Here is a 25,149-nt window from a genome sequence, read left to right on the forward strand (position 1 = left end):
GGTTCGGAGGTTAAAGCATGAGTACGAGCTTACAACTTATTGAAAGACTGGTTCCGGGCGCAAATCTCGAGGCCTATATACAGGCCGCGAGCCGTATTCCGGTATTGACCGTGGATGAAGAGCGGGAATTGGCGGAGCGCCTCCATTACGATGAAGATGTGGATGCTGCGCGTCAGTTGGTTTTGTCTCACCTGCGTTTTGTTATTCACATTGCCCGTAGTTATTCCGGATATGGTCTTGCACAGGCAGACCTGATTCAGGAAGGTAACGTAGGCCTGATGAAGGCCGTCAAGCGTTTTAATCCGGAATACGGTGTCCGGTTGGTTTCTTTCGCCGTGCACTGGATCAAGGCAGAAATTCACGAGTTCATTCTGCGTAACTGGCGCATTGTGAAAGTGGCAACCACCAAGTCACAGCGTAAACTGTTTTTCAATTTGCGTAGCCAGAAGAAAAAGCTGGCCTGGTTGAGTCACTCTGAGCTGCACGCAGTAGCGGAGGACTTGGGTGTCGAGCCAAGAGTTGTTCGGGAAATGGAGGGCCGTCTGTCTTCCCATGACACCGCTTTTGATGGTCCTATGGATGATGACGACGACAGTGCTTACAAGGCGCCGGCGCATTATCTGGAAGATCACCGTAGCGACCCGGCTGTTCAGCTTGAAAACTCTGACTGGACGGAGGACTCTAACGGGCGCCTGATGCAGGCATTGGAAACGCTTGATGAGCGTAGCCAGGATATTCTGCGTGAGCGCTGGTTGTCTGAAGGTAAAGCAACGCTGCATCAGTTGGCTGATAAATACGGTGTATCCGCAGAACGTATTCGCCAGCTCGAAAAGAATGCGATGAAAAAAATCCGGTTGCAGATGGTCGAAGCTGCCTGACCCGTCGATTTATCCTGAAGTGCTCAGAAAAGCCACCGCCGTTCAGGTTGGTGGCTTTTTTGTTTTTATAGTGTGTAATGAACACTCACGTTATAGAGGCGGTCGGGCTGGCCCGGTCGTCTCCTTTACTGATGCTGAATAGAGTTTCACTCCTATGACCAAAAAACTTCCTCATATCGCGTTCCTCGGTATTGGCCTGATGGGTGCTCCGATGGCCCGCAACCTGCTGGATGCAGGCTTCCCGATGACCTTGTGGAATCGCACTGCCGGCAAATGTGAGCCATTTGCCAGTGCGGCAACCGTTGCCGGCACTCCCGCTGAAGCTGTGCGAACTGCAGATGTTGTTATCACCATGCTTGAAAACAGCGATGTGGTGGAGCAGGTGATGATTGAAAGTGGAGCTATGGATGCCATGACGCCAGGGGCCCTGGTGATCGATATGAGCTCCATCCAGCCTTCAGTGGCTCGTCGTCACGGGGCACTTGCGGCTGAGAAAGGTCTGGGTTATCTGGATGCTCCGGTTTCCGGTGGCACCCTGGGAGCGCAGGAAGCTCGCTTGAGTATTATGGCTGGAGGCTCTGAGGAAGATGTATCCAGGGCTCTGCAGGTGTTTGACAGGTTGGGCAAGTGCACCAGGATTGGCCCTGTGGGTTCCGGGCAGCTGGCCAAGCTGGCTAATCAGGCAATTGTCGGGATAACCATAGGGGCGGTCTCTGAAGCCCTGTTGCTGGCCGCCAGGGGTGGCGCGGATCCGGCAGCAGTTCGCGAAGCCTTGATGGGTGGGTTTGCTGGCAGTCGGATTCTGGATCTGCACGGTCAGCGCATGATTGACCGGGATTTTGCTCCCGGTGCACCTGCACGCATTCAGCTAAAAGACATGCGGATGATTCTGGATGAAGCTCGCGCAGAAGGTTTGACTCTGCCGCTGGCGCAACAGGTGCATAATGAATACCTGTCTCTGGTTGCCAATGGTCACAGTGATGCAGATCACAGCGGCCTGCTTCTGGAACTGGAGCATATTAACAGTACCCGACTGGGGGCAAATGTCTCCCCCTTAAAATCAGATCGAAAGGAGTGAACTGTCATGCCGCGTTTTGCTGCCAACTTGTCGATGCTGTTTACCGAGGTTCCGTTTCCCGAACGTTTTGCCAAAGCGGCCGAGGCGGGATTCTCGGGTGTAGAGTTCCTGTTCCCCTATGAATGGCCTAAAGATGTGCTCAGTGGGGCCCTGAACGATAATGATCTTACTCAGGTATTGTTCAATATGCCTCCCGGTGACTGGGACGCTGGAGAGCGCGGCATTGCCTGCCTGCCAGACAGGGTTGATGAGTTTCGTGACGGGGTATATCAGGCCATTGAGTACGCCCGCGCGCTGGGTTGCAAGCGGCTGAATTGCCTGGCCGGACTAAAGCCGGTCGATCTGGATGAAACAACGGCCTGGCAGACATTGGTAGCCAATATTGCCTGGGCGGCTGACAAACTGGCTGCCGAGAACATTACACTATGCCTGGAGGCGATCAATTCGCGCGTCGATATGCCCAGATTTTTCCTTGATACGTTGGGTAAGGTCATGGCGCTGATTGAAGAAGTTGATGCGGATAACCTGCGCCTGCAGTACGACATCTACCATATGCAGATCATGCAGGGTGACCTTTTGCGATCTATGGAGTGTCTGTTGCCCTGGATTGGCCACATACAGTTTGCCGATAACCCTGGCCGACATGAACCGGGAACCGGTGAGATTAACTTTTCGAATGTTTTCGCTGCCATAGATAAAATGGATTATGACGGCTGGGTAAGCGCGGAATACAAGCCCTCAGGCGCTACCACGGAAAGCCTGAACTGGCTTCCGGTATAAGTCCGACCGTCGCCATTGGCGACACCCTCTTACAAGATCGTAACTGGCCGGTGTCACGAGTTATTCGTACTCTGTTGTTAATGTAATCCGTTATTGGAGGGGATCCGGTGAAAGCACTGGTAATCGAAGACGATCAGGACGTAGCAAATTATCTTGTCAAAGGTCTGAAGGAATCAGACTTCGTAGTCGATCATGCTGCTGACGGCAAGGAAGGCATGATGATGGCCGCCAGTGAAGAATACGACATCATGATTGTCGACCGCATGCTCCCCGGGATGGACGGGCTTTCAATCATCAAGACAGTTCGTGCCACGGGCAACCAGGTGCCGATTCTGATTCTGAGCGCGCTGGGCGATGTAGACGATCGGGTTGAAGGCCTGCGGGGCGGAGGTGATGATTACCTGACCAAGCCTTTTTCCTTCACTGAACTTCTTGCACGGATTGAGTCGCTGGTACGCCGGAACCGTCAATCTGCGGAAACTGAAACCGTGTTGCGTGTAGCTGATCTCGAAATGGATCTGCTGGCCCGAACAGTAAAGCGTTCCGGCCAGAATATTGATGTTCAGCCCCGGGAATTCCGGTTACTGGAATATCTTATGCGTAATGCGGGTCAGGTGGTTACCCGGACCATGTTGCTGGAGAAAGTATGGGACTATCACTTTGATCCCCAGACTAACGTGATCGACGTGCACATCAGTCGTCTCCGGGCAAAAATCGACAAGGAATTCGAGACACCCTTGCTGCAGACCATCCGGGGTGCAGGGTACATGTTACGTGAAACTGCTTAGCCAGCTCAGGACATCGTCCTTTCAGCTTGCCCTGCTGTACATGGTGGTGTTTGCCACCTCGGTATTTTTATTACTGGCCTTTATTTACTGGCGTACAGCGGGATTTATGACCGCTCAGACCGACGAGACCATTGAAGCGGAAATTGCAGGGTTGGCGGAACAGTATAGGGGGCGTGGTGCAAACGGCCTGATCACGATTATCCGTGAGCGGGTGGCACGTGATCCTAATGCCAAAACTGTTTATCTTCTGACTACCGAGGATTTCCTCAAACTTGCCGGCAATATTGAAACCTGGCCGGAGGGTTCCCGTTCAGAAAGTGGCTGGATTAATTTCACGCTCGGTCCGGCCGTTGGGTGGACAGGTTCGGAGCGGCTCGCTCGCGCCCGCATTTTTGAAGTTCAGGGCGGTCTGAGACTGCTGGTTGGTCGTGATGTGGACGAGCTGACCAACCTCAAGAGAGTTATTGAAACTGCCATTAACTGGGGCATGGGGATTACCCTTGCACTGGCGTTGCTTGGCGGTTTTCTCATGAGCCGAAGTACAACCCGCCGTATTGAAATTATCAACAATACCTCCCGCCGAATCATGAATGGGCACCTCTCTTTGAGGATACCTACCCGTGGCACAGAGGATGATTTTGACCAGCTCGCGGAAAATCTGAACCAGATGCTGGACCGGATCGTTTATCTGATGGAAGGGATCCGGCATGTGTCTGACAGCATCGCCCACGACCTTCGTACACCTCTTACACGGCTGCGGAACCAGCTTGAAAATACTCTGATGTCCGTAGACAACGACGAGGCCCGGGAGCAGGCCGGCCGCGCTGTTGCTGAGGCAGATCAGCTGCTGGCAACCTTTAATGCCCTGTTGCGAATTGCACGCCTTGAAACCAAAGGCAATTCCGCGGATATGAAGCAGGTCACCCTGGATGCACTGGTATCCGACGCCTGTGAACTATACGAGGCGCTGTCTGAAGATAAAGAGCAGACGTTTGAGCAGTCGCTGGAAGAGGGGGTCATCATTGAGGGTGATCGTGATCTGTTGTTCCAGATGATCAGCAACCTGATTGATAACGCCATCAAATATACGCCGGAACACGGCACCATTGGTGTCGCTGTCCGGAAAGAAGGCGATGAAGCGGTATTTGAAGTAAAAGATAGCGGTATCGGTATTCCCGATGATGAAAAAGATCAGGTATTCCAGCGTTTCTATCGGGTTGGAAAGAGCCGTTCACTTCCGGGGAACGGCCTGGGGCTCAGCCTGGTGAGTGCCGTTGCAGACATTCACCAGGGGCAGATTGTGCTTAGCGACACCTCTCCGGATGAAGTACCACCCGGGCTGACGGTGGCTGTGCGGATGCCCGCCTTTACCCGTTTACGCAAACGTATCAAAGCTGCATCGACTGATCAGTCGGCAGACTCGTCTGACGGCGACGCACAAGCCCCTGCTGAAGCCGGCCGCGCCTGATTTTCAGTGGTTCGGGCGGAACCGGTTTACCTGTGACTTTATCGGGCCAATCAGTGCGTCGGTGCGTGCTTCAATCTGCTGTGTAATCCGCTCAAACTGTGAACGGCGTAGGTTGAGGCGAACCTGAATGCTGTCCCACTCACCTTCCAGGTGTTTCTGTTCTGACATCAGAAAAGCAGCCAGGTTATGGCGGTTAATCTTTCCGGTAATGCCCATCTGGTCGAGGCGGTAGCCCAGAGCGTCGACGCCTTCAAGAGCCTTGTTCAGGAGCTTTTGTGTGTTCATTCTGCTATCTCCGTAGCTGGCGGATATAAGGTTTGATGCGCGAAAGCTATCGACGTTCCCTAGAGTGTGCAACCTAATTCGCTGAAAGAACTGCCTGGTTCACTCTGACCAAAAGGTAATCCATCGGCAAGGGCGCGGTAATAACAGGTGTGGAGAATAGGTATTGTAGACAGAGGCAAGCATCAGTAGCCGCTTGTTTCTTCCTCCAGCACAGCGCTAGCCTTACCCCGTTTTTACGGGGTTTTTTTATACCTGATTATTAAAGCCCGAAGGAAGGATTCTGCTACCTTGGCTACGTCACGTATTCGATAGCGTTGATATACCAGGTCACTGTTCCGGCCTTGGTTTTCACTTCCGCTTCATCACCTACTTCTTTTTTCAGCAATGCCCGGGCCATCGGTGAGTCGATGGAAATATAATCGGTGCGATTGAATATCTCGTCATAGCCGACGATTCTGAACTTCAGTGTTTCGCCGTCATCATTTTCGACATCTACCCAGGCACCAAAAAAGACCTTTCCTTCTTGCTCCGGGCGTTGATCAACCACTTTGAGGTTGTCCAGGCAGCGCCTCAGGTAGCGAACCCGGCGGTCGATTTCACGGAGCCGCTTCTTGTTGTACTGGTAGTCAGCATTTTCACTTCGGTCACCCAGACTTGCCGCCCAGGTCACTTTTTTTGTGATTTCCGGGCGTTCAAACCGCCAGAGCTCATCAAGCTCTTTTTGCAGGTCATCGTAACCCTGTCGCGTAATAAGTGGTGTCTTCAAGACAGAGCCTGCTATTGCCAGGAGGTGTGTTATTTAAGGGCTTCGAGTTTGTCGATGTACTTCTGCATGGCTTCGTCTGCTGACATGCCTTTGCACTTTTCCCAGGCGTCATACTTGGCGCGGCCAACAAAATCCATCATGCCCGGGCGTTTACCGGATACATCGCCTTCAGTCCCCTGTTTGTAAAGGGCGTAGAATTCCAGCTTCATTTCGTTGGAGGGTTTGAAGTCACCTTCCGCAGTCTGGATATAGTTCACTGCTTCGTCGAACCTGGTTTTCAGGTCGCTCATATCAGATTCCTTCTTGGTCAAGATGATAATGCCGTATGGCTTCGTTAAGGTTTAGAGGAGTATAGCTATGGCATTGCTTGCCGTCATTGACCGATTCCCGGGTTGTTGTTGTCTGCAGGATACAGGTATGAACTTGTGGCCTTGTGCGTTTTATATAGCTGTTCTGGCGAAATTTTCCTGCGTATACAATCCGCTGACTTGCTTGCCGGCTTTTGCCTGAAAAGCGAGAATTATCTGGACTGAGGTCTGACGCTGCCTGCCAGGAAGGCGGGCGTCAGGATTGAATAACTGCAAATGAATTGCTCAGGGAGAGAGCCATGTCGTCTACAGACAATTCTGTCGTGCAGAATAAACGAACCAATATCAAAAATGCCCCCGCTACCTCTCATGAAGGCCAGTCGCTTATCACGCAGACTTTGTTGATGCGTACGAAAAGCAGGGAAGGAATACAGACATGCCAGGTGTGGCGGGCTTTCAGCCTGTTGCTGGCGATTATACTGCTGACCCTGGTGCGCGTAGCGCAGGCGAGCCCGCCGCCAGTGCCTCTGGCCAATACCTATCAGCAAGGAGTCCGGCTGCAGGAGTACTGGGTCAGTGAGAAGCTTGATGGTGTCAGAGCATACTGGGACGGCGAGCGGTTATTATCACGCAAGGGGAATGTCTATCGGGCTCCGGCCTGGTTTGTTGCAGATTTCCCCGGTATTCCCCTGGACGGTGAACTCTGGATGGGGCGCCAGCGCTTTGCAGAGCTTTCCGGAGCGGTGCGTAAGAGGGTGCCGGTAGACAGCGAATGGCGTGAGATCCGCTTTCATGTGTTTGATCTGCCTGCCCCCGGACCTTTTCACTCCCGGTATGAGCAGCTGAAGACTTGGGTAGAAAAGGCGGATTCTGCTTATCTGAAGCTGGTTGAGCAGGAGCCCGCAACCAATCATGCTGCACTGATGGCACGCCTGGACAGGATGGTTGCAGACGGCGGCGAAGGATTGATGCTCAAACGGCATGAAAGCCGTTACGAAGCTGGCCGCTCTGATGACCTGTTGAAGGTGAAAGCCTTTGAAGACGCCGAGGCAGTCGTGGTTGCACACGTTGCCGGGAAGGGACGTCTGAAGGGGCTGATGGGAGCTCTGCAGGTGGAGTTGGCGGATGGTCGCCGTTTTCGGATAGGGTCCGGGTTCAGCGATGAACTGCGTGCCCGGCCACCGGCCCCCGGAACCCGTATAACCTTCAAACACTATGGTTTCACGGCGACTGGGCTGCCTCGTTTCGCAAGTTTCTTGCGTGTGCGTGACGATGAACCGGAGCAGTCAGAGGGTAAGCTCTGAACAAAGCCACCGTGATGTCTGGGAGATCTGTGTACAGTTACGAACTCCTGGTGCTGTGCTAGAGTGTTTTTGAGCGGTTGTGCAGGCCAGGTTATATCAGACCTGGGCTGGCCGTTGTCGAATGAACTCAGGAACCGATCAGGAGACAGCTCATGGAAAAGCAAACTGCAAAAGGTGATTATGACCACGTCAAAGAGGACCTTCAGTTACTTCGGGAAGATCTTGCAGCGTTGACCAAAGCGGTTGCGGAAGGCCAGAAGTCCAATGCCAACAGCCTGAAAGATGAAATAAGCCGTGAAACTCGTGCGGCTCTGGAACAACTCCGCAAGCGCGGCGACGCAGCTCTTGCCCGCGCTACTGAGGCCGGATCACAGACCGTTGAGAGCGTAGAGCACAAAATTGAGGAGAAGCCGTTTCTCAGTATTATCCTCATGTTCCTGGCCGGTATCATCGTGGGTAAAATGCTTGATCGCTGATGCTGCCTGATTCCGCCACTATCCAGAGTACTCTTCGCAAGGCTGTCGCGGCTATTACCGGGATAGTCCTGGCGTTGGTGTTGCTCACTGCGTTGCTGATCACCGGCTTTTATCTGCTGGTCCATGCAGCGACCCTGGCCCTGGCCCCCGTTGTGGGTAAGCCGGGCGCCATGGCAATCATCGGGTTAGCCTGTTTGTGCCTGCTGGCCCTGTTTTTTTACCGCATGACCCGTCCGGCCAGAAACTTGCGGGATACAGAGAGCAAATCGTCCGCTTCAGGCTCTGGTTCCCCTGTTAACGCCTTACGCTCGTTGATTACCCGTAACCCGCTGGAGGCGGCTGTATTGGCATTTGCTGTTGGCATAGCAGAACAGGGCGACCCGAGGTTGAAAAACCTGTTGCTTCAAGGGGGAATGACTCTGATGCGGCAGTCATCTGGCTCTGGTAATCCGGATAGCAGTGAATCAGAAGATGCGCCTGCGCGCTCTGCGGATACCTCTCCCACCGAATAGTCTTTTACCTCCTGATAACTCCGTTAATTTTGTTTCTGCAAGCCTGGCAGCTTCGCTGTCTCTGGTATAGGTGTGCGTAGAACATGGAGTTTTAATTTGCTGATAGTAATAGGTTTTTTTGATTATCCAGCGGAAAGTTAAGAGAAGATGAAGAGATTTTAGTCCGGATGTAACCCAAACCCGGGGGCAGAATCACTAGGGTAGTGGCACGTGTTTCGGGGACAGCAAGTAATCATCTCTGTGCCCCTGGGAACGCAACGATGAATGGAACCTTTACTAGCGAGGAAGAAGCATTATGAACTCTAACTCTCGTATTGCATTAGCAACTGTTTTGTCCGCCAGTGTCTTTGCTGCTCCTGTAGCTTTTGCTCAAGGCTCCACAGATCGTGATTCATCTGGCCCCTACATTAAAGGTAGCTACGGTGGATATAAGTCTCACGGTGGAGACTTTGATGATTCCAACGATTTGTACGGCGCAGGCCTTGGCTACCAGTTCAATGAATTCTTTGCTCTGGAAGCAAACTATGTAGACTTTGGCAATTTTGGTAAGGATGATGTTGACGGCAAGCTTAAAGGTGGAGCTGTGGTAGCCATTGGCCGCCTTCCGGTAACCGAGAGTTTCGGCGTTTATGCCAAAGCCGGTGCTTTTGCTGCAGCACTCGACGTGGATGCATTTGATGAGGATGAGACCTACGACGATGTAAGCCCTGTTGTTGGTGCGGGCGTCGATTTCCGGATTACCGAACATCTGACCACGTTTCTCGAGTACAACCGTTACAACGTCGATATAGATGAGAACGATTTCAATGGCCAGCTGAATAACGATGGCCCGGACTTTGATACTGCGCAGGTTGGCCTGAAGTTTCAGTTCTGATCTTTCGTAGTCTGACCCCTGAAAAAGTGCAGAGGTCATGCCTCTGCACTTTTTCATATGCCCTTCCTGATAGCTCCAGTGCAGCCTGTCCAGATATACTGTCGCCCGATTCGCCTCCAACGAGCTCGCGCATAAATCTGTAAACAGCTGAACAGGAACATAATTTATGTCTGGAAATGAACCTTTTGACTGGTCATCCACGCCCGCCGCAGTGTGGCGCCGCCATCGCTCAGGTCTGCGCGCAGTGCGGCGCCTTGACCCGGTTCAGTGGAGTGACCTGACCGGCATTGATCGTCAGCAGCAGGCGCTGGCACGTAACACTGAACGCTTTCTTGCCGGAGATCCTTCAAATAATGTGCTGCTTTGGGGGGCGAGAGGAACCGGCAAGTCATCTCTGATCAAGGCTTTGCTGAACCGCTATAAAGAACGCGGCTTGCGAATCATCGAAGTGGACAAGGATGATCTGGTGAACCTGCCAGAGATAGTTGACGATATCTGCGATTTACCGTTCCGCTTTATCATTTTCTGCGACGACTTGTCCTTCGATGCGGGCGAAACCGGTTACAAGGCATTGAAGACCGTACTTGAAGGCTCGCTGGAACTGCCGCCGGAAAATGTCCGGGTTTACGCCACTTCTAACCGTCGACACCTGATGCCGGAGTTTATGTCCGACAACCTCAATACCAGGGTTCAGGACGGAGAACTCCATCCTGCGGAGGCGATAGACGAACAGGTTTCTCTGGCCGATCGCTTTGGCCTGCAGCTTTCTTTCTACGCATTTTCTCAGGAGGTCTATCTGCAGGCGATTGATGACCTGTTTCCGGATGTTGCGGAGCGTGAGGATCTGCACCGCGAAGCCATTCGCTTTGCAACCTCCAAAGGTGTGCGTAATGGCCGTACTGCGCAGCAGTTTTTCCGCCAGTTTTCCGGAGATGATATTACGCGCTGAGGTTCGTTTTATTGCCGTTTTGCCATGCGTATAAAGTGGTGGTGGACAAATCGTATGCTCAGATACACCAGTGCCAGAGTGGCAGGAATGGCAATACCCAGTGTCAGGGTTTTGTTAAAAATGATCCCGGCTTCGTAAACTGAATCCAGAACCAGCTTGAGAAGGCCTATCAGGTAATAGGTAATAGCGACAACGGAAAAGCCTTCAACAGTGTGCTGCATCATCAGCTGGATTTTGGAGCGCCTGTCCATGGAGCTCAGTAGCTGTTGGTTCTGACTCTGGATAGCGAGTTCTACCCGCGTACGCATCATATCGGAAGCCCTGTCCACCCGTCTGGACAGGTCTTCGAGTCGCTCGCTGACTGCTTCGCAGGTTTTTACCGCTGGTGTCAGGCGGCGGGTCATGAATTCTGTGAGGGTGAGGTGCCCGGAAAGCTCATCTTCCCTGAGTTCCTCCAGTCGCGTCAGTACCAGGCGATGGTAGGCGCGAGTGGCAGAAAAGCGGAAGGTAGCAGTGGCCCGGAATGCTTCGATGCGCGCGGCAATATTGGTTAGCTGAGCAAGCAGCGTCTGTTCGTCTACATCGTGCTCATCCGCCAGTGCCTGGGTGATGATCGCCAGCTTCTGATCCATTTCATTGAGAGTGGGGGAGATTTTCCGGGCAACAGGCAGTGCCAGAAGAGACATCAGCCGGTAGGTTTCAATCTCCATCAGGCGCTGGGTCAGACGGCCGAGCTGGCTATCCGACATGTTGTGATTTACCACCATAAAACGCCCGAACCCGTCTTTGTGCAACCTGAATGTGCTCCAGACTTTTGCTGCGCCTTCTTTGGGACTGCTGCCCACCAGTCGCAACCCTTCGAAGTGCTGGCGTATGTCTTCAGGATCACCATTAACCCCGTATTCAGCAGGCAGAATGTCCAGATGAAAGGCTGCAACCACTGTGCCTGGAAGTTGCGCAAGCCAGCCTTCCGGCAGGGGGGTTATACCGGTATCAGCAAAGGGCTCTGAGTCGCTGGCTGTCAGGTTGATGAAGGTGTAAGAGGCGAATTCCATGTGCATTTCCCTGCGTACCCGCAGGGTGCCAAACGTCTGCTCGAAACAACCAACTTCCTGTTCCGGAACCGGGCAGCCCATCTGCCGGGAAAGCAGTTGCAGGTGCTCAAACTGCTGCTGGCGCTGCTCCGGCGTTGTCAGCACCGCAATATGAGTCACCCGGGCAGGGGAGGGAATAACCTGAAAAGGCCGGGAATGCAGCTCGTTGTACAGATCATCTCTGAGAGGGTGAATCTCGAGAGACTCAAGTAGCGCGCTCACGGTAAGGGCCTTCCTGTAGTTAAAAATGGGCAGCTGGAATCATAACCCGGAAGCAGACACCTTCAATACTGCTTTGGATCCCATTTTCTGCTTCTATGCGCCCACCGTGAAAATCGGCGATCAGCTGAACAATCAGCAGGCCCTGGCCGAGATGGCCTTCTTCGCTGCCCTCCCTCACTGACACGAAGGGGCTGAAAATACTGGTGTCCTGGCTGGCTGGTAGCTCTGACCCTTCGTTGAAAACAGACAGGCAGATCTCGTTCCCGGTATGTTCCAGGCCCGTGATGATCCGGCCATTTGGCGGCGTAAAGTCCCTGGCATTATCCACCAGTTTGTCCAGTAGCTGTACGATCAGTTCCGGGGAGCCGGTCAGACTGACACCGGAAGCCGGGCCGGTGTACTCAAACCGGTGATCTTCATCCAGCGACTGGTAAGCCGCAGTTGCCTGGCCAATGACTTCGGCAAGATCAAACACTTCTTTATCTGCGTGGTCAAAGCTCTGCTCCAGACGCGTAGCTTCGCTCATGCCATGAAGGATCTGGCGCAAACGTTCCGTTGCTGCAGTTGCGCGCCCGATATACTGGGAACGTTCTTCTTCTGTTTTGCTGTGTGGCAGGTTTTCCAGTGAGGAGCGTACAACGGCGACCGGTGTTTTGAGTTCATGGGACAAGCGCTTGGAAAAGCTCTCAAGATACCGGTTGTAGCCATGTAGCCTGTCAGCCATCTGGGCGAAGTGGTTTTGCAGTTGGCCCAGCTCATCCCTGGCTCTGGCGCCAGGCAGAGTGGCAATAGTGCCGATAATCCGGCCATCCTGATCAATGCTGCTGCTGACAGCGCGCTGTAAACGAGTAATACGCCAGGATAACCAGCTCGCATAACCCAGTAAAACCAGAGTCAGGCCGATAATCATAATCGTACTGCGGGCAATAACGGAGCCCAGGGTAGAGCCTGACAATGTCAGCAGCTGATCCAGAGATTGCTCAAGCACCAGAGTCCGTCCACCAAAAACCGGGTGTGTAGTCATCAGCCAGATGCTGTCATCTGTATGGCGGACAATGCCGTCTTCCGGTAAAGCACTCATTTCAAGCCGGTTCGTGCCCATTGCCAGGGTCGCTGGTCTGGGTTGATAAAACTGTACCAGAGCCCGCAGGGCATTGAGGCTGATATGCTCAATAACCTGCAGCGGACTGAGCCCTTCAAACTCTGGCTGTTGTTGCCGGGATGGCGTTGACTGTTGTGCAACCACCCAGCCCGCCGGCTCAATCAGTCGGGCTATCTGCCCTCTGCCCATTCCCGGAGTGAGTTGCCGTTCGAGTTCGGGTTTGCGTTCAACCAGTATCGGAAGCGGATCTGTAGATGTTGAGGTATGTGTTGCTTCCGGGTTGTTGTTCCACAATGCGGCAAACCCCAGCCGGCTGCCCTGGGATGGTTTCGGCAGTTGCAGTTCAAGCTGCCAGCCATTGCCTGCCGGCTGCCAGATTCCGCTAACCCGATAATCCGGCTGGTGCTCAGTTCCTCCTGCGTTGGCATAAACCCTGCCGGGTGCAGGTGTGCGAATCATCCAGGAGGTAACCCGGTTGTCCGGATTCAGGTTGCCGTCCGCAGGCTCGAGCCAGAGTATGAGCTGATCGTGTGGTTGTTCAGGCGCGCCGGGATTGAAGAAAATGGGCTGGTGGTTACTGACGCGTATCAACAGGTACAGGTGACGCTGATCGGTTGCCGCTTGCCAGTGCATGGTGGGAGAACCAGAGGTTTTTTCGGGCGACTCAGGATGTCCGGCCGTCTGCCAGGGCTGGAACTGTTCCGCCTCGTCGTAACCGGGCCAGTCATCACTGTACCCGTCCAGATTGAGAGGGCTGCTGATGTTTTCCACATAAATGGCTGGCGCCTGTGATGCCACGGAGGGAAGCCCAAGGCTGAGGTCCCCGGCGGTCTGTGCCAGCCGTTCAGCCTGGTCCTGCAATTGCTGGAGTGCCTGTTGTCGCAGAGCATGATCGAGTTCCAGTACGAACTGCAGGCCGGCCCAGGGGATCAGCAGCATCAACAGGCTGGCAACGAAGAGCTGGCGTTTGAGTGTCACGAATCAGAGCTCACGGGCATTCCAGCGATAGCCCATGCCATAGGCGGTCTGGATGCTGTCAAAGGTATTGTCCAGTTGCAGGAATTTGCTCCGGATGCGTTTGATGTGGGAGGTCACCGTATTGTCGTCCAGAACCGTGCTGGCTGCCTCCATCAGTTGCTCGCGACTGCGCACGTGGCCTGGATGCTGTACCAGAGCATGAAGCATCCAGAACTCGGTCACGGTGAGGTCTACAGCAGCCTGATCCCAGGCGGCCGTCATACGATCAACATTGAGGTTCAGGCGGCCACGGCTTACCACTTCGTCAGGTTTTTGCCGGGCTTCGGCCCATGCATCGGCGCGTCGCAGCAGGGCAGTGACCCGCGCCAGCAGGTGCTCCATGCTCATATCTTTGGTGACGTAGTCATCAGCACCCAGGCGCAGGCCGTGGACGGAGTCTATGTCACTGTCCCGGGCTGTCAGGAAAATGATAGGCAGCGTTCCGGACAGCGAGCGCAAATCCTGGCACAGGGTAAACCCGCCTTCTGGCTCGTCCCCCAGTCCAACATCAATAATGGTGAGGTCAGGCAGGTTCTGACGTAACACCTGCCATGCGGATGCTCGGTCACCGTATGTGGATACATGATAGCCCCGGCGCTCAAAGGCCGCGCGGTAGTTATCCCGGATGGCGGGTTCGTCCTCTATCAGGACAAGGTGTTTTTTCATGTTTCTGGCTGTTATCCGTGGGCGATGAAGGCCTATTAAAACATGGCAGGCAGTAAGAGCAAGGTTAGCTCAGGGTGTTGCCATAATTCATCATTTTTTGTGGGTGGAATGTTTGATTCTGCCACGGGAGCGCCTTTTCGGATTGTTCAAATGGTCAGGTCTTTTTGAATCATGTAGCTCAAGGATCTTGCCATGATGTTTTCCGCAATATTGTCTAAACACAGTGCTTCATTGTTTTGTCCGGCTTCGCCATCCAAGGCTTTGCACGGTTACAGAAGGGCTTCCGGCCAGATGGGCGGGCTCAGTGCGCGCCGGGAGTCTCGGGTCCAGAGCATTATGGAGGGCGTCAGTCTGTGGCTGGCGGTCTTGTTGATGCTGTTTGTCCAGCCTCTTTATGCCGAGGCCAGCACCGGCAGTGAAGATTCAGCGGGTGTGCTGCACTTTGTGAATGCCAAAGGGCAGTGGCAGGAGCCAGCATTGGTTCTGGGCAGCGATTTCGATGTGCGGGTCAGTGGGCTGATTGCCGATAGCCGTCTGGTGCGCACCTTCAGGAACACCAGCGACCAGTGGCGCGAGGGCGTGTTTGTGTTTCCACTTCCGGAGACGGCCAGTGTATACGGGCTGACCATGAAGGTGGGGGAGCGCACCATTGTGGGGGAAGTTCAGCCCCGTGAGGAAGCAAAGAAAACCTATGAGAAAGCCAGGGATTCCGGGCGTCATGCAGCGACGGTTGAACAGCAGCGGCCGAATCTGTTCACAACCCGGGTGGCGAATATACCGCCTGGAGCAACGGTGAGTGTGGAGTTGAACTACCAGCAGTTGGTGGACTATCAGGACGGGATTTTTGAACTCAGTGTGCCGACGACTCTGACGCCGAGGTACATGCCGGGCGAGCCTCTGGCTACGTCGTCACAGCAGTGGGAAGGTGGTTGGGCGGTACCCACCACGGAGGTTCCGGATGCGGATTCCATCAGCCCGTTCACGGTGGATGTGGCAGACGTGGCTGCTGACAGCCACCGGGCTTCGCTCAGGTTCATCATTGATGCCGGGCTTCCGTTGGCTCAGGTGTCGAGCCCCAGCCATCAGCTTGCAACTGAGCAGGATGGCGGCGTGGTGACGGTTAAGCCGCAGGCGGGGACTATTGTGATGAATCGTGATTTTGTTTTGCGCTGGCAGCCTCTTGCCGGTCAGGAACCCGGAGCTGCTGTTTTTCAACAGCGCTGGGAAGGAGAGGACTATCTGTTGGCTATGGTGGTGCCGGGACGGGCTGGTAAAACCCGTTTGCCGCGAGAACTTACGTTTGTGATTGATACTTCCGGTTCCATGGCAGGGGAATCAATCCGGCAGGCGAGGGAAGCTCTGCAAATGGGGCTGGAGACACTGGCACCCGGTGACCGGTTCAATGTGATTCAGTTCAACTCCCAGCCCCACGCCCTCTTTGTACAGCCGGGAATGGCAACGCCCAACAACCTGGCCCGCGCACGCCATTATGTAAGCCAGCTACAGGCCGATGGAGGCACGGAAATGGCGCCGGCGCTGTCTATGGCTCTGCAAAGCCATGGCCGGGACGCGGGTGAACTTGCGGAAGATGCATCACCAAGAGTACGGCAAGTGGTATTCATGACTGATGGTGCGGTTGGTAATGAGTCTGCATTGTTCAGCCAGATCCGTCGTCAGCTTGGCGATCAGAGGCTGTTCACCGTAGCCATAGGTTCAGCACCTAACAGACATTTTATGCGTGAGGCTGCGCGCTGGGGTCGAGGCAGCTATACCGCAGTACAGGATCTTGCGGATATCAGCGGCCCTCTGGCCAGACTGTTCACGGCTATGGAAGCGCCGGTACTGACGGATATTGAGGTGAATTGGCCGGGTCAGTCAGCATCTACGCAGGAAGACAGTTTTCCGCTACGCCCAGGGGATCTGTTTCAGGGTGAACCCCTGTTGCAGGTGGTGCGAGGTGTGCCTGCAGCCGGAGAGCTGAGTGTTTCCGGGCGTTTGCCGGGTGGTGGTAAATGGCAGCGAAGCCTGGATTTGCAACAGGCGGCCATAGGTACGGGGCTGCACCGCTACTGGGCACGGGAGAAGATCAACAGTTTGCTGGATGAGGCGCGGGTTCAGGCGCAGGAGCCGGACAAGGAGCAAATCACCAGACTGGCAGTTGAACACAGCCTGATGTCGCCCTACACCAGTTTTGTGGCGGTCGATACAACGCCGGCCCGTGATCTGGAAAGCGCTTTGTTAAAAGACAATCTGCCGACGCTGTTGCCTGCTGGCTCCCAGCCCGGTATGGCACGCTACCCACAAACGGCTACCGCAGCGCCTTTGCTTGTTGCTCTGGGGCTGTTTGGCCTGATGCTCTGCGTCGCTATCGCTATGATGCAAAGGCGGTCGTATCCATGAGCCGCCTGCTTCTGTTGCTCATAACAAGCTCTGCAACCCTGCTGGTCTTCGGGCTATGGATTCCTTTAAAGGCTGTGGTTGCTCAGGAGTTGCTGGAGATTGCCTGGGCTGAAAGCCAGACGCGGCAGACAGCATCCCGGCCGTGGCCCTGGGCGGATACCTGGCCTGTCGCAAAACTGTCCATGCCGGATCTGGGCGATTCCATGATTGTGCTTGCGGGTGTCCACGGGGAAAGCCTGGCCTTCGGGCCAGGGCAGATGATGGGGGCCTCTGATCCCCACGGCGCCGTCATAATTGCCGGACACAGGGATACACATTTCCGGCCCCTGAAGTACCTGGAACCCGGTAACGAACTTCGGCTGCAAAGCCGGGACGGCAGGTGGCAGAGCTATCGGGTGCATGAAACCAGAATCGTGGATAGCCGCTCGGAGTTTATTGATACCCGGCAACTGCCTGAGGATACCCTTCTGCTGGTTACCTGCTATCCGTTTGACAGCATGGATCCGGGCGGCCCCCTCAGGTATGTGGTTGAGGCCCGGTTGCAACAAACTGATACTGTTGCAGGCCTATAAACTTGGCGTACACTTGTGCGCCAAAATCCTGTTGCAGAGTTTTCCTCATGGGTGCTTTAAGAAATGTTCTGGCCTGGTTCAGTGTTCCGGTGATCTGTATGTTCGCCCTGCCGTTGTATATTTTCAGGCCGTTCAATCCCGATAATAACCGCCTGCTGGCCATAGCACTGGCTAGGGTTGGCCGCGCCATACTGGGCATGAAGCGCCCCGTGGAGGGTGCTGAGCTTATGCCTCGGGATCGCCCTGTGGTTGCTATCGCCAACCATCAGTACAACGATGACCTCTTCGTTATGGGTGATCTGGTGCCGCCACGCACTGTAACTGTAGGTAAATCATCACTGATCTGGGTTCCGTTTTTTGGCCAGGTATTCTGGCTTGGTGGCAATGTGATGCTGAATCGCGCCAGGTCACGCAAATCCATAGCGGCGATGCAGTCGACCGGTGATGCAATCACCCGTGATAACAAGAGCCTCTGGGTTTTTGTGGAGGGCACGCGGAGCAAGGGGCGTGGGCTGCAGAAGTTCAAAAAAGGGGCTTTTTACGCTGCGGTAACTGCCGGGGTGCCCATTGTTATGGTATGCAATGGGGAGTATCGCAAAAAGACTCTGGGCTGGTGGGGCAAACGTGAGCCTGTCACTATCCGGATCCTGCCTCCGGTGGAAACCACAGGCCTCACCGCTAAGGATGTTCCCGCTCTGATCGAGCGCTGCCATAAAGCGATGGCGGAAGCTATCTCCAGTCTCTGAGTTGCAAGGGATCTCTGGTTTGGTATGTCCTTGGTGTGGTTGAACCATCAGTAAAAACAGGGCAATCTTTGTTGGCCTTGGTTATCTGTGCAAGAACGCCCTCAAAAGTCCCCTGAAGAGAGTAAAGCGATGAACCTGATTCTGTTTTTGATTATCGGTGGTGTTGCCGGCTGGCTCGCCGGCCTGATCATGAAGGGCCGTGGCTTTGGCGTACTGGCCAATATCGGTATTGGTATTCTTGGCTCGTTTATCGGCGGTTTTGTTTTTCGCCTGTTAGGGTTAGCTGCTCAGGGTGCTATTGGTGAGCTGGTGACGGCTACCGTAGGCGCGGTTTTACTGCTGGCGATTGTCAGCAAAATCAAGAAGGGCTGAAGATGATCGTACCTGTTACCGGAGTGTTTGCTGCTGTACTTGGGATTCTGTTGTTGGTGCTGTCTGTTCAGGTGGTGAAATTCCGTCTGAAGTTCAAGAAGGGTATGGGCACTACAGGTGATCGCGATTTCGAGGCCGCCGTTCGTGCTCACGCCAACCTTGTAGAGTATGCACCCCTGGGTCTGATCATGCTGGGTATTGCAGAACTGAACGGTGTTGCCAGCGGTCTTGTTTACTGGACGGGCATGGCCCTGGTCGTCGGCCGGCTCCTTCACGCCTGGGGTATGATCAATGGCAGCGGCGGGCCACATAAAGCCCGAATGATCGGTATTTTACTGACCTGGCTGGCCATTCTGGCTGCTGCGGTTCTGTTGTTATGGAATGTATGGCAGGTATACGGCTGATCGTACGCTCAGCCTCTCCGCTCTCCGGGGCCACACCCATTCTGGCCCCATATATTTCCCTTCTGCTGTGCCTTTGGCATGCCCGGCCGGCCTAGAGTGCTCTGGCCATATCGTGGGTCAGGTATTCCAGTTCTATACGGCGATTGGCTGCCCGGTCGTCAGGCGTAGCCAGCGGGCGGTCTGATCCCCAGCTGGAGACCAGAATACGGGACTCGGCAATACCTTCGTCCATCAGAAGTCTCGCGACAGAGTTGGTCCGCAGTCTGGACAGGAAACGGTTATAATCCTCTGCACCAAAATTATCCGAGTGGCCATGAATCCGGACGTTGATGGTTGGGTGTTGCCTCAGGTACACAGCATGTTGGCGCACAATCACCTTGTCTGAACTGTCCAGAGAGTGCTTGTTGAAACCATAATGAAATCTCATCCGGTGTGGGCGCCTGCCTTCAGTCATAAGGGTGGCCGCATTAAAGCCGGATGCTATAGCGGCTTTGGCAATCAAATCCGGGTTGTCCAATACGAGTACGGTCATCTGCAGTATCCTTGTTCCAGGTCTCTGGTTTTTCTTGTTATTCCTGCCCACTATTGGCCGGGACAGAAATAACAGCAATTGGCGGATGGTCGACATGACATTCACGCTACAGACCATTTAAGCGCGAAAATAAGACACTGATATGATAAAAAGCATTTTTTCAGGGACAGATTATGATGAATTGTGACCGCCCATGCTGATTATTCCTGCTGAGAACGCAGTTAACTGGAAGCGCCCACCCTGGGTTACCCTCGGATTGATGCTTACCTGTGTCCTGGTTTTTCTTTTTTACCAGGCAGGAGACTCCCGCAAGCTTGAAGAAGCTGTTGATACCTATGTAGATTTCGGTTTGCCGTTACTGGAGGCTCCCGCCTATGAGGATTATCTGCAGCGGAAGATTCGCTTTGAAGGTGACGATGAACTGGTTTTTGAACTTCAGAGGTTTCAGAAGCTGAGGGAGGATGGCGAGGACTTCTGGCTTGCAGGCAACCTGCTTATGGACCGTGAGTTCTACCAGTATCTCCTTCTGAACAGCGATGTTATCTGGACTCCGGCAGACCGGGCGCGGTGGCTGGAACAACGAGCGATCATAGAAGAAACCTATATCCAGCGCCTGAGCGCTTTGCAGCTTGGTCTGATTCCGGCACAGCTGTCGCTATACACGCTGGTTACCTATCAGTTTCTGCATGGTGGCTGGGGGCACATTATCGGTAACCTGGTTTTCCTGTTCCTGCTTGGCTTTACCGTTGAAAAAGCCCTTGGTCCCGGGCGCTTCCTGCTCGCTTATCTTGTCTGCGGAGCACTGTCTGGCGTTGTTTTCACCGCCTTCTCGTTGGGTAGCCATATCCCGCTTGTGGGTGCGTCCGGCTCTATATCGGGGCTGATGGGTATGTACGTGGCAATCTATGGCTTACAGAAGATCCGCTTCTTTTACTTCATTGGCGTGTATTTCAACTATTTCCGGGCGCCCGCTTTAGCGATATTGCCGGTTTGGCTGGGCAAGGAAATCTACGATTACTGGTTTGCTGGTGCTACAGGTGTTGCCTATATGGCGCACGCTGGGGGACTGCTTGCCGGTGCAGGGTTGGTGTGGCTGCTGGGCAAAAGCTGGTTGCAGGTGCGCGAGGAATTTTTTGAGCCAGAAGAGGCTGAACGGGATGATCGCTTCACAACGGGTTATGCTCAGGCCATGGCAAGCCTGGGGCGTATGGATTTTGACGTGGCGCGGCGACAGTTCGAGGCATTGCGAGAGCGGTACCCTGACAGGCCGATCCTGTTGCAGCACTTGTATAACCTCGCAAAACTACGCCCGGACCTGCCTGAATACCTGTCTCGTACCCGCGAGCTGATGAATGATGCCCTGCGCCGCCGCCAACCGGACCAAATGATAGCTATATGGCAGGAATACCTGAGCAAAGGGGAGAGCTGCCACCCCCTTGAGGCGGAAGATCACAACCGGGTGCTTTTCGCGTGTCTTAGACAGCATGATCTCAAGGCTGCAGAGAAAGCTTTTGAGCGCCTGCGCAATGCTGATGCTCCCTTGCTGACCGCTGAGGCCTGCCGGTTGCTTGCAGAAGAATTCGAGAAGCTGGAGATGGCGCCCAAGGCACGTCACTATCGGCAGTTGCTTCAGGTGAGGTGATGGTGTCCGGGCAACTGCGGCGAGGGTGTTCCAAAACTCGCTGTAAATACTTCCCTGTACGCTCGGCTCCGCCATCCATGGCTCCGCACGGTTTTGAACACCCTCCCCACACTTGCCTTAATCCGGTGTTACAAACGACGCTTTGGGGCCTTTAAGAGGTTCCCGCTTTCCCGCCTGTTCCAGAAATATAGGGACTTGTTCGTGCAGGGGGTGTTTAACGCACCGCTTCTGGATAAATGTAAGAAAGGCTGTCGCCTTTTCCCACTGATCCATTCCGTTGGCAAGGGTTTGTGCAACCAGCAGATAGGCAGGAGCTAGCTGCTCGCTGTCCGGAAAGCGCTTGTGGAAGTCCTGCAGCAGCCGCAAAGTCGGTTTGAATTGTTGCCGGTGATAAAGGCAGCGGGCACAGCGGACGGTCAGATCCGGGTCGTCCAGCCTGAAACCAGGCTCCTCCTGCTCAAGCATGCCAAGAACAGACGCAATGCTTTCCCCATCATTCCGGTCGGCCAGCCAGCCCAGAATCCGTGGGTGGTACTGGTAAAGCTCTGCCGAATCGTTCTGTGCTATCAGCATCTGGTAGAGCTGGCCAATGCGCAGCGGGTCGTCCCTATGTCTTTTCAGCGCCTCTTTCAGCATGCCCAGAACACGGTCATAGTTGCCGTCTTTCAGGTTCATATCTATGTCTGCGTCGAAACGGGTGCTGCGGTCCCGCTGTTGCATATCCACTTCAGGCGACTCGTCCTGAATGTCTGACGCGAATCCCAGCTCTTCCTGATACTGGAAAAGCAGGTAGCCCAGCATATGGAACAGAATCAGCGTAAAGGTACTGTTCAGGAAGCCCGACAAAGGTTGTGAAAGCCAGAACGGAAACTGATTGATAGCGAAATCCTGCGCAACACCGGATGCCAGAGTGAGCAGGATCAGATAGCCGTACAGGAGAAAATAAGGTGTGCCGATGCGGGAAATCAGGACAGCCAGATTCATCGGGTTGACCGCGGCCCCCACAGATCGCTCCATGGCCAGAACCATGATGCTGGCAGGCAGTGCCAGTACCACGAAAGCCAGTGCCAGCATCATCAGTAAAGGACCGCCCAGCATAGCGGCTGCACCAACCAGACCGCCCATCAGAATAAAAACCAGCAGCTGAAGAATAACAATGCTGAACCCGCTGCCGGTAAAGGCGACGGATACCGAAGGCGGTTTCAGGTGGCCTTCGGCTGTGTGGTTGATGACTGCATAGGTGTACTTGAACAGGGCCAGAGCCAGCACCAGCCAGATCAGGATTCCGATCAGATTGGCTGGCGCAATAACGGGCACCAGTGTGCAAATAGCGATAACCATCAGCGGATCAGAGTGGAACGGATAACGAAAAAAGGCCCCGAGCCGGTTCCAGAAAGGCACCACTTCGGTCGCGGCGCCCAGATAACGCATGGCTTTGCTGCATCTTGGGCACAGCGCCTGGCGGCGGCGGATATCAGCATCGGGCATGCAGCGGGTGCAGTAGTGCATCTGGCACTCACCACAGTGCCATTTGGCAGGTTCGCCCGGATGGTAGTGGCAATCGTGTTTCATTGTGGAAGCAGATCCTGCCTGGAAAGTAATAGATGTTTATGATCGCAAAAATAAAGCCTAAAGAATACGCCAGGGCGGCCGTTTACTGCCGTAAGGATCACCATTGGCGGAGAAGACTCGTCATAATACTTGAGGCATGATGCCGCTATGAAACCCGCCTCCTTCATTTTTATTCTGATCGCTTTGGTGCTGGCTGTGGCTTTGCCGTTCGCGCAGGGTCTTTTGAACGAACTCGATGGGAAATCCGGATTTTACGGTTACAAGACGGATGTGTCTGTGCCCTCCCTGCCGGGAGCTGAGGTACCCGGGTCCGGGTTGAACCTTGTGTTTTTCGGTTACCGGAGTTGCGGCACTGTCTGCCCACTGCAGTTGGTTAATCTGAAATCCTTACACGATCGCTGGCACGACTATCCTGTGCAGTTTGTATTTGTGACTCTCGATCCTGAAAACGATAGCCAGGAAGAACTGAACAGGGTGATGGCAACAATGGGATCGAACTTTCGCGCTGTACGCCCGGCAGACTTCCGGCAAGCGCAGGAGCTCGCCCGCCAGTACGGTGATTTTTCGGCCCGCGAGGGTGGTGTGAGTCGGGAAATCAACCATGGCGCACGAATTTACGTAGTAACAGAAGATGACCGACGGCAGCTTTTGTACGCCTCGCCCGATCTGGATTTAGAGAGGGTGAGTGCTGATCTTGAGCGTCTTATGGAACATGCCAGAGGCTAAAAATGCCTGGGCGAACATGTAGTTTAATTGGTGGGCAGAAAGGCTCGAACCAGGTTTAAAAATGGAGCGTCATCGTGGGTTCAACGGATAATATTCAATATCTGCAACAGCAGGAATTACTCAGTACAGACCTCAACATGCTCTGGCTGTTACTGGCTCATGTGCCGGTAGTGGCTTTGATTGTGCCCTGGGGCTATGGAACCTACAGTTTTGCAATTACCGCATCTCTGGCCTTAGGTATTCTGGCCATCGCCGGTTACAGCATGTTGCGGGGTACCCGCGCTTGCGGTGTTCTGTTCAGTATGTGCCTTATGCTGTTCTCGGCTACCATGATCCAGGCTCAGCTTGGGCGCATCGAAATGCATTTTCATATTTTTTCGGCACTGGCTCTTACCATCGCCTACCGCGACTGGTTGCCCGTTCTTGCAGCTGCTGGCCTGATAGCTGTGCATCACCTGGTGCTGACGGCATTACAGCTGTCTGAGGTCTCTATCGGTGGCATGCCGGTGATGCTGTTCAATTACGGCTGTAGCTGGTCCATTACCGCAGTACACGCCGCCTTCGTGGTTTTCGAGGCAGGGATATTGTCATTTTTCGCGATCAAAATGGCCGCTGAGCAGAAGCGTTCCCGGGAAATTATTGCGCTGGTTAACGCCTTTGATCATGAGCGCGATTTGCGTGGTCGCCTGAATAACGCCAAGGGCGATCTTGCTGCTACCGCCTTTAATACCATGATGACCCGCTTTGCAGAGTTGATTGATTCGGTTCGTGGGCTCTCCGGGCAGCTGCATACCAGTGCCTCGGCCCTGACGGCTGCGGGCACCACTACCTACCGGATCATAGATGCTCAGCAAGCCCAGACTGACCAGGCAGCTGCAGCAACCAATCAGATGACAGCCACCATTCAGGATGTAGCCCGCAACGCACAGTCTGCGGCTGAGTCATCGAACCGCTCTACCGAGGCGTCAGCTGAGGGTGCTCGCCACATCCAGAGTGCGATTGCCATGACGGAAGCTACCAATTCTGCGCTGGCGGATTCATCGCACATGGTCTCTGAGCTGGTAGATAAAGTGCAGTCTATTGGTGCATTTATCGCTTCAATCAATGACATTTCAGATCAGACCAACCTGCTTGCCCTGAATGCGGCCATAGAAGCTGCACGTGCGGGTGAGCACGGGCGTGGCTTTGCCGTAGTGGCTGATGAAGTCCGCAATCTGTCGCGGCGCACACAGGACTTCACAACTGAAATCCGTGCCACGATTGATGGTCTTGCCAATGTTTCCGAAGCGACTCTGGCCGCTATTGAAATGGGCCAGACCCGCTCGCGGGAAACCCTGGGCGCAATGACTCAGACAGGTAAAGCCATTGCGGACATTGAGGCAGCAATTGCCCAGGTAAGTGGGATGAACCTGCAAATAGCCTCGGCTACAGAGCAACAGGCTGTGGCATCGGGTGAGATTAACCAGAGTGTTCAGCAGGTTGCCGAACAGAGCCAGGAGGTCGCGCAGGAAGCGGCGAAATCCCAGGCTATGGCTGGAGAAATCAGTCGTATGATCGCAGAAGTAGACGCGCTGATAACTGAGTACAAAACACGTTAACAGCCCTGCGGGGAGCTG

The 25,149-nt window shown here is 54.3% G+C and carries 26 protein-coding genes; 18 read left to right on the top strand and 8 right to left on the bottom strand.

The window, feature by feature from the left end:
* Window positions 1-17 precede the first annotated feature (17 nt).
* From rpoH to CPA50_RS17485, 5 genes are all read left to right on the top strand, one after another.
* Window positions 18-878, top strand: coding sequence for an RNA polymerase sigma factor RpoH (rpoH, locus tag CPA50_RS17465; protein ID WP_096783828.1), 861 nt, complete (start codon window positions 18-20; stop codon window positions 876-878).
* Between the two features lie 154 nt (window positions 879-1,032).
* Window positions 1,033-1,956: an NAD(P)-dependent oxidoreductase gene (locus tag CPA50_RS17470; RefSeq protein ID WP_096783829.1), complete on the top strand. Its 924-nt coding sequence runs from the start codon at window positions 1,033-1,035 to the stop codon at window positions 1,954-1,956.
* Between the two features lie 6 nt (window positions 1,957-1,962).
* Entirely contained in the window at window positions 1,963-2,736 is a 774-nt protein-coding gene (gene hyi, locus CPA50_RS17475; RefSeq protein ID WP_096783830.1) for a hydroxypyruvate isomerase, read from the top strand.
* Window positions 2,737-2,843: 107 nt separating this feature from the next.
* Window positions 2,844-3,524, top strand: coding sequence for a response regulator transcription factor (locus tag CPA50_RS17480; RefSeq protein ID WP_096783831.1), 681 nt, complete (start codon window positions 2,844-2,846; stop codon window positions 3,522-3,524).
* On the top strand, window positions 3,511-4,992 hold the full coding sequence (locus tag CPA50_RS17485; protein WP_096783832.1) for a sensor histidine kinase: 1,482 nt from the start codon (window positions 3,511-3,513) through the stop codon (window positions 4,990-4,992). The genes CPA50_RS17480 and CPA50_RS17485 overlap by 14 nt, the downstream gene beginning before the upstream one ends.
* A gap of 3 nt (window positions 4,993-4,995) precedes the next feature.
* Here CPA50_RS17485 and CPA50_RS17490 read toward each other — a convergent pair whose 3' ends face one another.
* From CPA50_RS17490 to CPA50_RS17500, 3 genes are all read right to left on the bottom strand, one after another.
* On the bottom strand, window positions 4,996-5,277 hold the full coding sequence (locus tag CPA50_RS17490) for a hypothetical protein (protein ID WP_096783833.1): 282 nt from the start codon (window positions 5,275-5,277) through the stop codon (window positions 4,996-4,998).
* Between the two features lie 292 nt (window positions 5,278-5,569).
* Entirely contained in the window at window positions 5,570-6,043 is a 474-nt protein-coding gene (gene greB, locus CPA50_RS17495; protein WP_096783834.1) for a transcription elongation factor GreB, read from the bottom strand.
* A 29-nt stretch (window positions 6,044-6,072) separates the two neighbouring features.
* Window positions 6,073-6,333, bottom strand: coding sequence for an acyl-CoA-binding protein (locus tag CPA50_RS17500; protein WP_096783835.1), 261 nt, complete (start codon window positions 6,331-6,333; stop codon window positions 6,073-6,075).
* 422 nt (window positions 6,334-6,755) lie between these two features.
* Between CPA50_RS17500 and CPA50_RS17505 the strand changes: the two genes are divergently transcribed.
* The 5 genes from CPA50_RS17505 (at window position 6,756) to CPA50_RS17525 (ending at window position 10,466) form a co-directional block, all read left to right on the top strand.
* Complete coding sequence (locus tag CPA50_RS17505) at window positions 6,756-7,655, top strand: DNA ligase (protein ID WP_096784003.1); 900 nt, start codon at window positions 6,756-6,758, stop codon at window positions 7,653-7,655.
* Between the two features lie 152 nt (window positions 7,656-7,807).
* The gene (locus tag CPA50_RS17510; protein ID WP_096783836.1) at window positions 7,808-8,131 is read left to right on the top strand and encodes a hypothetical protein; all 324 of its coding nucleotides are present in this window, start codon (window positions 7,808-7,810) and stop codon (window positions 8,129-8,131) included.
* On the top strand, window positions 8,131-8,643 hold the full coding sequence (locus tag CPA50_RS17515) for a hypothetical protein (RefSeq protein WP_096783837.1): 513 nt from the start codon (window positions 8,131-8,133) through the stop codon (window positions 8,641-8,643). Before CPA50_RS17510 ends, CPA50_RS17515 begins: the two co-directional genes overlap by 1 nt.
* Window positions 8,644-8,938: 295 nt before the next feature.
* A complete protein-coding gene (locus CPA50_RS17520) occupies window positions 8,939-9,517 on the top strand; it encodes a porin family protein (protein WP_096783838.1) in 579 nt (192 codons plus the stop codon).
* Between the two features lie 166 nt (window positions 9,518-9,683).
* Window positions 9,684-10,466, top strand: coding sequence for an ATP-binding protein (locus CPA50_RS17525; RefSeq protein WP_096783839.1), 783 nt, complete (start codon window positions 9,684-9,686; stop codon window positions 10,464-10,466).
* Between the two features lie 8 nt (window positions 10,467-10,474).
* Here CPA50_RS17525 and CPA50_RS17530 read toward each other — a convergent pair whose 3' ends face one another.
* Genes CPA50_RS17530 through pdsR form a run of 3 tightly spaced genes read right to left on the bottom strand, consistent with a single transcriptional unit; the run spans window position 10,475 to window position 14,567 of the window.
* The gene (locus CPA50_RS17530) at window positions 10,475-11,782 is read right to left on the bottom strand and encodes a DUF3422 family protein (RefSeq protein ID WP_096783840.1); all 1,308 of its coding nucleotides are present in this window, start codon (window positions 11,780-11,782) and stop codon (window positions 10,475-10,477) included.
* Between the two features lie 19 nt (window positions 11,783-11,801).
* Complete coding sequence (locus tag CPA50_RS17535) at window positions 11,802-13,862, bottom strand: ATP-binding protein (protein WP_096783841.1); 2,061 nt, start codon at window positions 13,860-13,862, stop codon at window positions 11,802-11,804.
* 3 nt (window positions 13,863-13,865) lie between these two features.
* Window positions 13,866-14,567 (bottom strand): proteobacterial dedicated sortase system response regulator, encoded by a 702-nt coding sequence (gene pdsR / locus CPA50_RS17540; RefSeq protein ID WP_096783842.1) that lies wholly within the window; start codon window positions 14,565-14,567, stop codon window positions 13,866-13,868.
* A 192-nt stretch (window positions 14,568-14,759) separates the two neighbouring features.
* Here pdsR and CPA50_RS17545 point away from each other — a divergent pair, with 192 nt between their 5' ends.
* The 5 genes from CPA50_RS17545 (at window position 14,760) to CPA50_RS17565 (ending at window position 19,061) form a co-directional block, all read left to right on the top strand.
* A complete protein-coding gene (locus CPA50_RS17545; protein ID WP_227519712.1) occupies window positions 14,760-16,967 on the top strand; it encodes a marine proteobacterial sortase target protein in 2,208 nt (735 codons plus the stop codon).
* Window positions 16,964-17,539, top strand: coding sequence for a class GN sortase (locus tag CPA50_RS17550; RefSeq protein WP_096783844.1), 576 nt, complete (start codon window positions 16,964-16,966; stop codon window positions 17,537-17,539). Before CPA50_RS17545 ends, CPA50_RS17550 begins: the two co-directional genes overlap by 4 nt.
* A 47-nt stretch (window positions 17,540-17,586) precedes the next feature.
* Window positions 17,587-18,285 (top strand): lysophospholipid acyltransferase family protein, encoded by a 699-nt coding sequence (locus tag CPA50_RS17555; RefSeq protein ID WP_096783845.1) that lies wholly within the window; start codon window positions 17,587-17,589, stop codon window positions 18,283-18,285.
* Window positions 18,286-18,414: 129 nt separating this feature from the next.
* Entirely contained in the window at window positions 18,415-18,657 is a 243-nt protein-coding gene (locus tag CPA50_RS17560; RefSeq protein ID WP_096783846.1) for a GlsB/YeaQ/YmgE family stress response membrane protein, read from the top strand.
* A 2-nt stretch (window positions 18,658-18,659) separates the two neighbouring features.
* Window positions 18,660-19,061, top strand: a complete 402-nt coding sequence (locus tag CPA50_RS17565) for an MAPEG family protein (RefSeq protein WP_096783847.1) — start codon at window positions 18,660-18,662, stop codon at window positions 19,059-19,061.
* 91 nt (window positions 19,062-19,152) lie between these two features.
* Here the strand turns inward: CPA50_RS17565 and CPA50_RS17570 are convergent, their stop codons facing one another.
* Entirely contained in the window at window positions 19,153-19,593 is a 441-nt protein-coding gene (locus CPA50_RS17570; RefSeq protein WP_096783848.1) for an OmpA family protein, read from the bottom strand.
* 193 nt (window positions 19,594-19,786) lie between these two features.
* Between CPA50_RS17570 and CPA50_RS17575 the strand changes: the two genes are divergently transcribed.
* Window positions 19,787-21,235: a rhomboid family intramembrane serine protease gene (locus CPA50_RS17575; protein WP_096783849.1), complete on the top strand. Its 1,449-nt coding sequence runs from the start codon at window positions 19,787-19,789 to the stop codon at window positions 21,233-21,235.
* A gap of 117 nt (window positions 21,236-21,352) precedes the next feature.
* Here the strand turns inward: CPA50_RS17575 and CPA50_RS17580 are convergent, their stop codons facing one another.
* Entirely contained in the window at window positions 21,353-22,807 is a 1,455-nt protein-coding gene (locus tag CPA50_RS17580) for a hypothetical protein (protein WP_096783850.1), read from the bottom strand.
* Between the two features lie 147 nt (window positions 22,808-22,954).
* Here CPA50_RS17580 and CPA50_RS17585 point away from each other — a divergent pair, with 147 nt between their 5' ends.
* Together CPA50_RS17585 and CPA50_RS17590 are read left to right on the top strand one after the other, a co-directional pair.
* Window positions 22,955-23,533, top strand: coding sequence for an SCO family protein (locus tag CPA50_RS17585; protein WP_096783851.1), 579 nt, complete (start codon window positions 22,955-22,957; stop codon window positions 23,531-23,533).
* A gap of 74 nt (window positions 23,534-23,607) precedes the next feature.
* Entirely contained in the window at window positions 23,608-25,131 is a 1,524-nt protein-coding gene (locus tag CPA50_RS17590) for a methyl-accepting chemotaxis protein (protein ID WP_227519713.1), read from the top strand.
* Window positions 25,132-25,149 lie beyond the last annotated feature (18 nt).

It is taken from the genome of Marinobacter sp. ANT_B65, assembly GCF_002407605.1.
Taxonomy (GTDB): domain Bacteria; phylum Pseudomonadota; class Gammaproteobacteria; order Pseudomonadales; family Oleiphilaceae; genus Marinobacter.

Bases quoted from the DNA above. Each gene is read 5' to 3' on its own strand.
- CPA50_RS17500 (WP_096783835.1), bottom strand. From the start codon at position 6,333: ATGAGCGACCTGAAAACCAGGTTCGACGAAGCAGTGAACTATATCCAG.
- rpoH (WP_096783828.1), top strand. From the start codon at position 18: ATGAGTACGAGCTTACAACTTATTGAAAGACTGGTTCCGGGCGCAAAT.
- CPA50_RS17570 (WP_096783848.1), bottom strand. From the start codon at position 19,593: ATGACCGTACTCGTATTGGACAACCCGGATTTGATTGCCAAAGCCGCT.
- CPA50_RS17580 (WP_096783850.1), bottom strand. From the start codon at position 22,807: ATGAAACACGATTGCCACTACCATCCGGGCGAACCTGCCAAATGGCAC.
- hyi (WP_096783830.1), top strand. From the start codon at position 1,963: ATGCCGCGTTTTGCTGCCAACTTGTCGATGCTGTTTACCGAGGTTCCG.
- CPA50_RS17515 (WP_096783837.1), top strand. From the start codon at position 8,131: ATGCTGCCTGATTCCGCCACTATCCAGAGTACTCTTCGCAAGGCTGTC.
- CPA50_RS17555 (WP_096783845.1), top strand. From the start codon at position 17,587: ATGGGTGCTTTAAGAAATGTTCTGGCCTGGTTCAGTGTTCCGGTGATC.
- CPA50_RS17565 (WP_096783847.1), top strand. From the start codon at position 18,660: ATGATCGTACCTGTTACCGGAGTGTTTGCTGCTGTACTTGGGATTCTG.
- CPA50_RS17575 (WP_096783849.1), top strand. From the start codon at position 19,787: ATGCTGATTATTCCTGCTGAGAACGCAGTTAACTGGAAGCGCCCACCC.
- CPA50_RS17510 (WP_096783836.1), top strand. From the start codon at position 7,808: ATGGAAAAGCAAACTGCAAAAGGTGATTATGACCACGTCAAAGAGGAC.
- CPA50_RS17585 (WP_096783851.1), top strand. From the start codon at position 22,955: ATGAAACCCGCCTCCTTCATTTTTATTCTGATCGCTTTGGTGCTGGCT.
- CPA50_RS17505 (WP_096784003.1), top strand. From the start codon at position 6,756: ATGCGTACGAAAAGCAGGGAAGGAATACAGACATGCCAGGTGTGGCGG.
- CPA50_RS17550 (WP_096783844.1), top strand. From the start codon at position 16,964: ATGAGCCGCCTGCTTCTGTTGCTCATAACAAGCTCTGCAACCCTGCTG.
- CPA50_RS17545 (WP_227519712.1), top strand. From the start codon at position 14,760: ATGATGTTTTCCGCAATATTGTCTAAACACAGTGCTTCATTGTTTTGT.
- CPA50_RS17470 (WP_096783829.1), top strand. From the start codon at position 1,033: ATGACCAAAAAACTTCCTCATATCGCGTTCCTCGGTATTGGCCTGATG.
- CPA50_RS17520 (WP_096783838.1), top strand. From the start codon at position 8,939: ATGAACTCTAACTCTCGTATTGCATTAGCAACTGTTTTGTCCGCCAGT.
- CPA50_RS17560 (WP_096783846.1), top strand. From the start codon at position 18,415: ATGAACCTGATTCTGTTTTTGATTATCGGTGGTGTTGCCGGCTGGCTC.
- CPA50_RS17490 (WP_096783833.1), bottom strand. From the start codon at position 5,277: ATGAACACACAAAAGCTCCTGAACAAGGCTCTTGAAGGCGTCGACGCT.
- pdsR (WP_096783842.1), bottom strand. From the start codon at position 14,567: ATGAAAAAACACCTTGTCCTGATAGAGGACGAACCCGCCATCCGGGAT.
- CPA50_RS17525 (WP_096783839.1), top strand. From the start codon at position 9,684: ATGTCTGGAAATGAACCTTTTGACTGGTCATCCACGCCCGCCGCAGTG.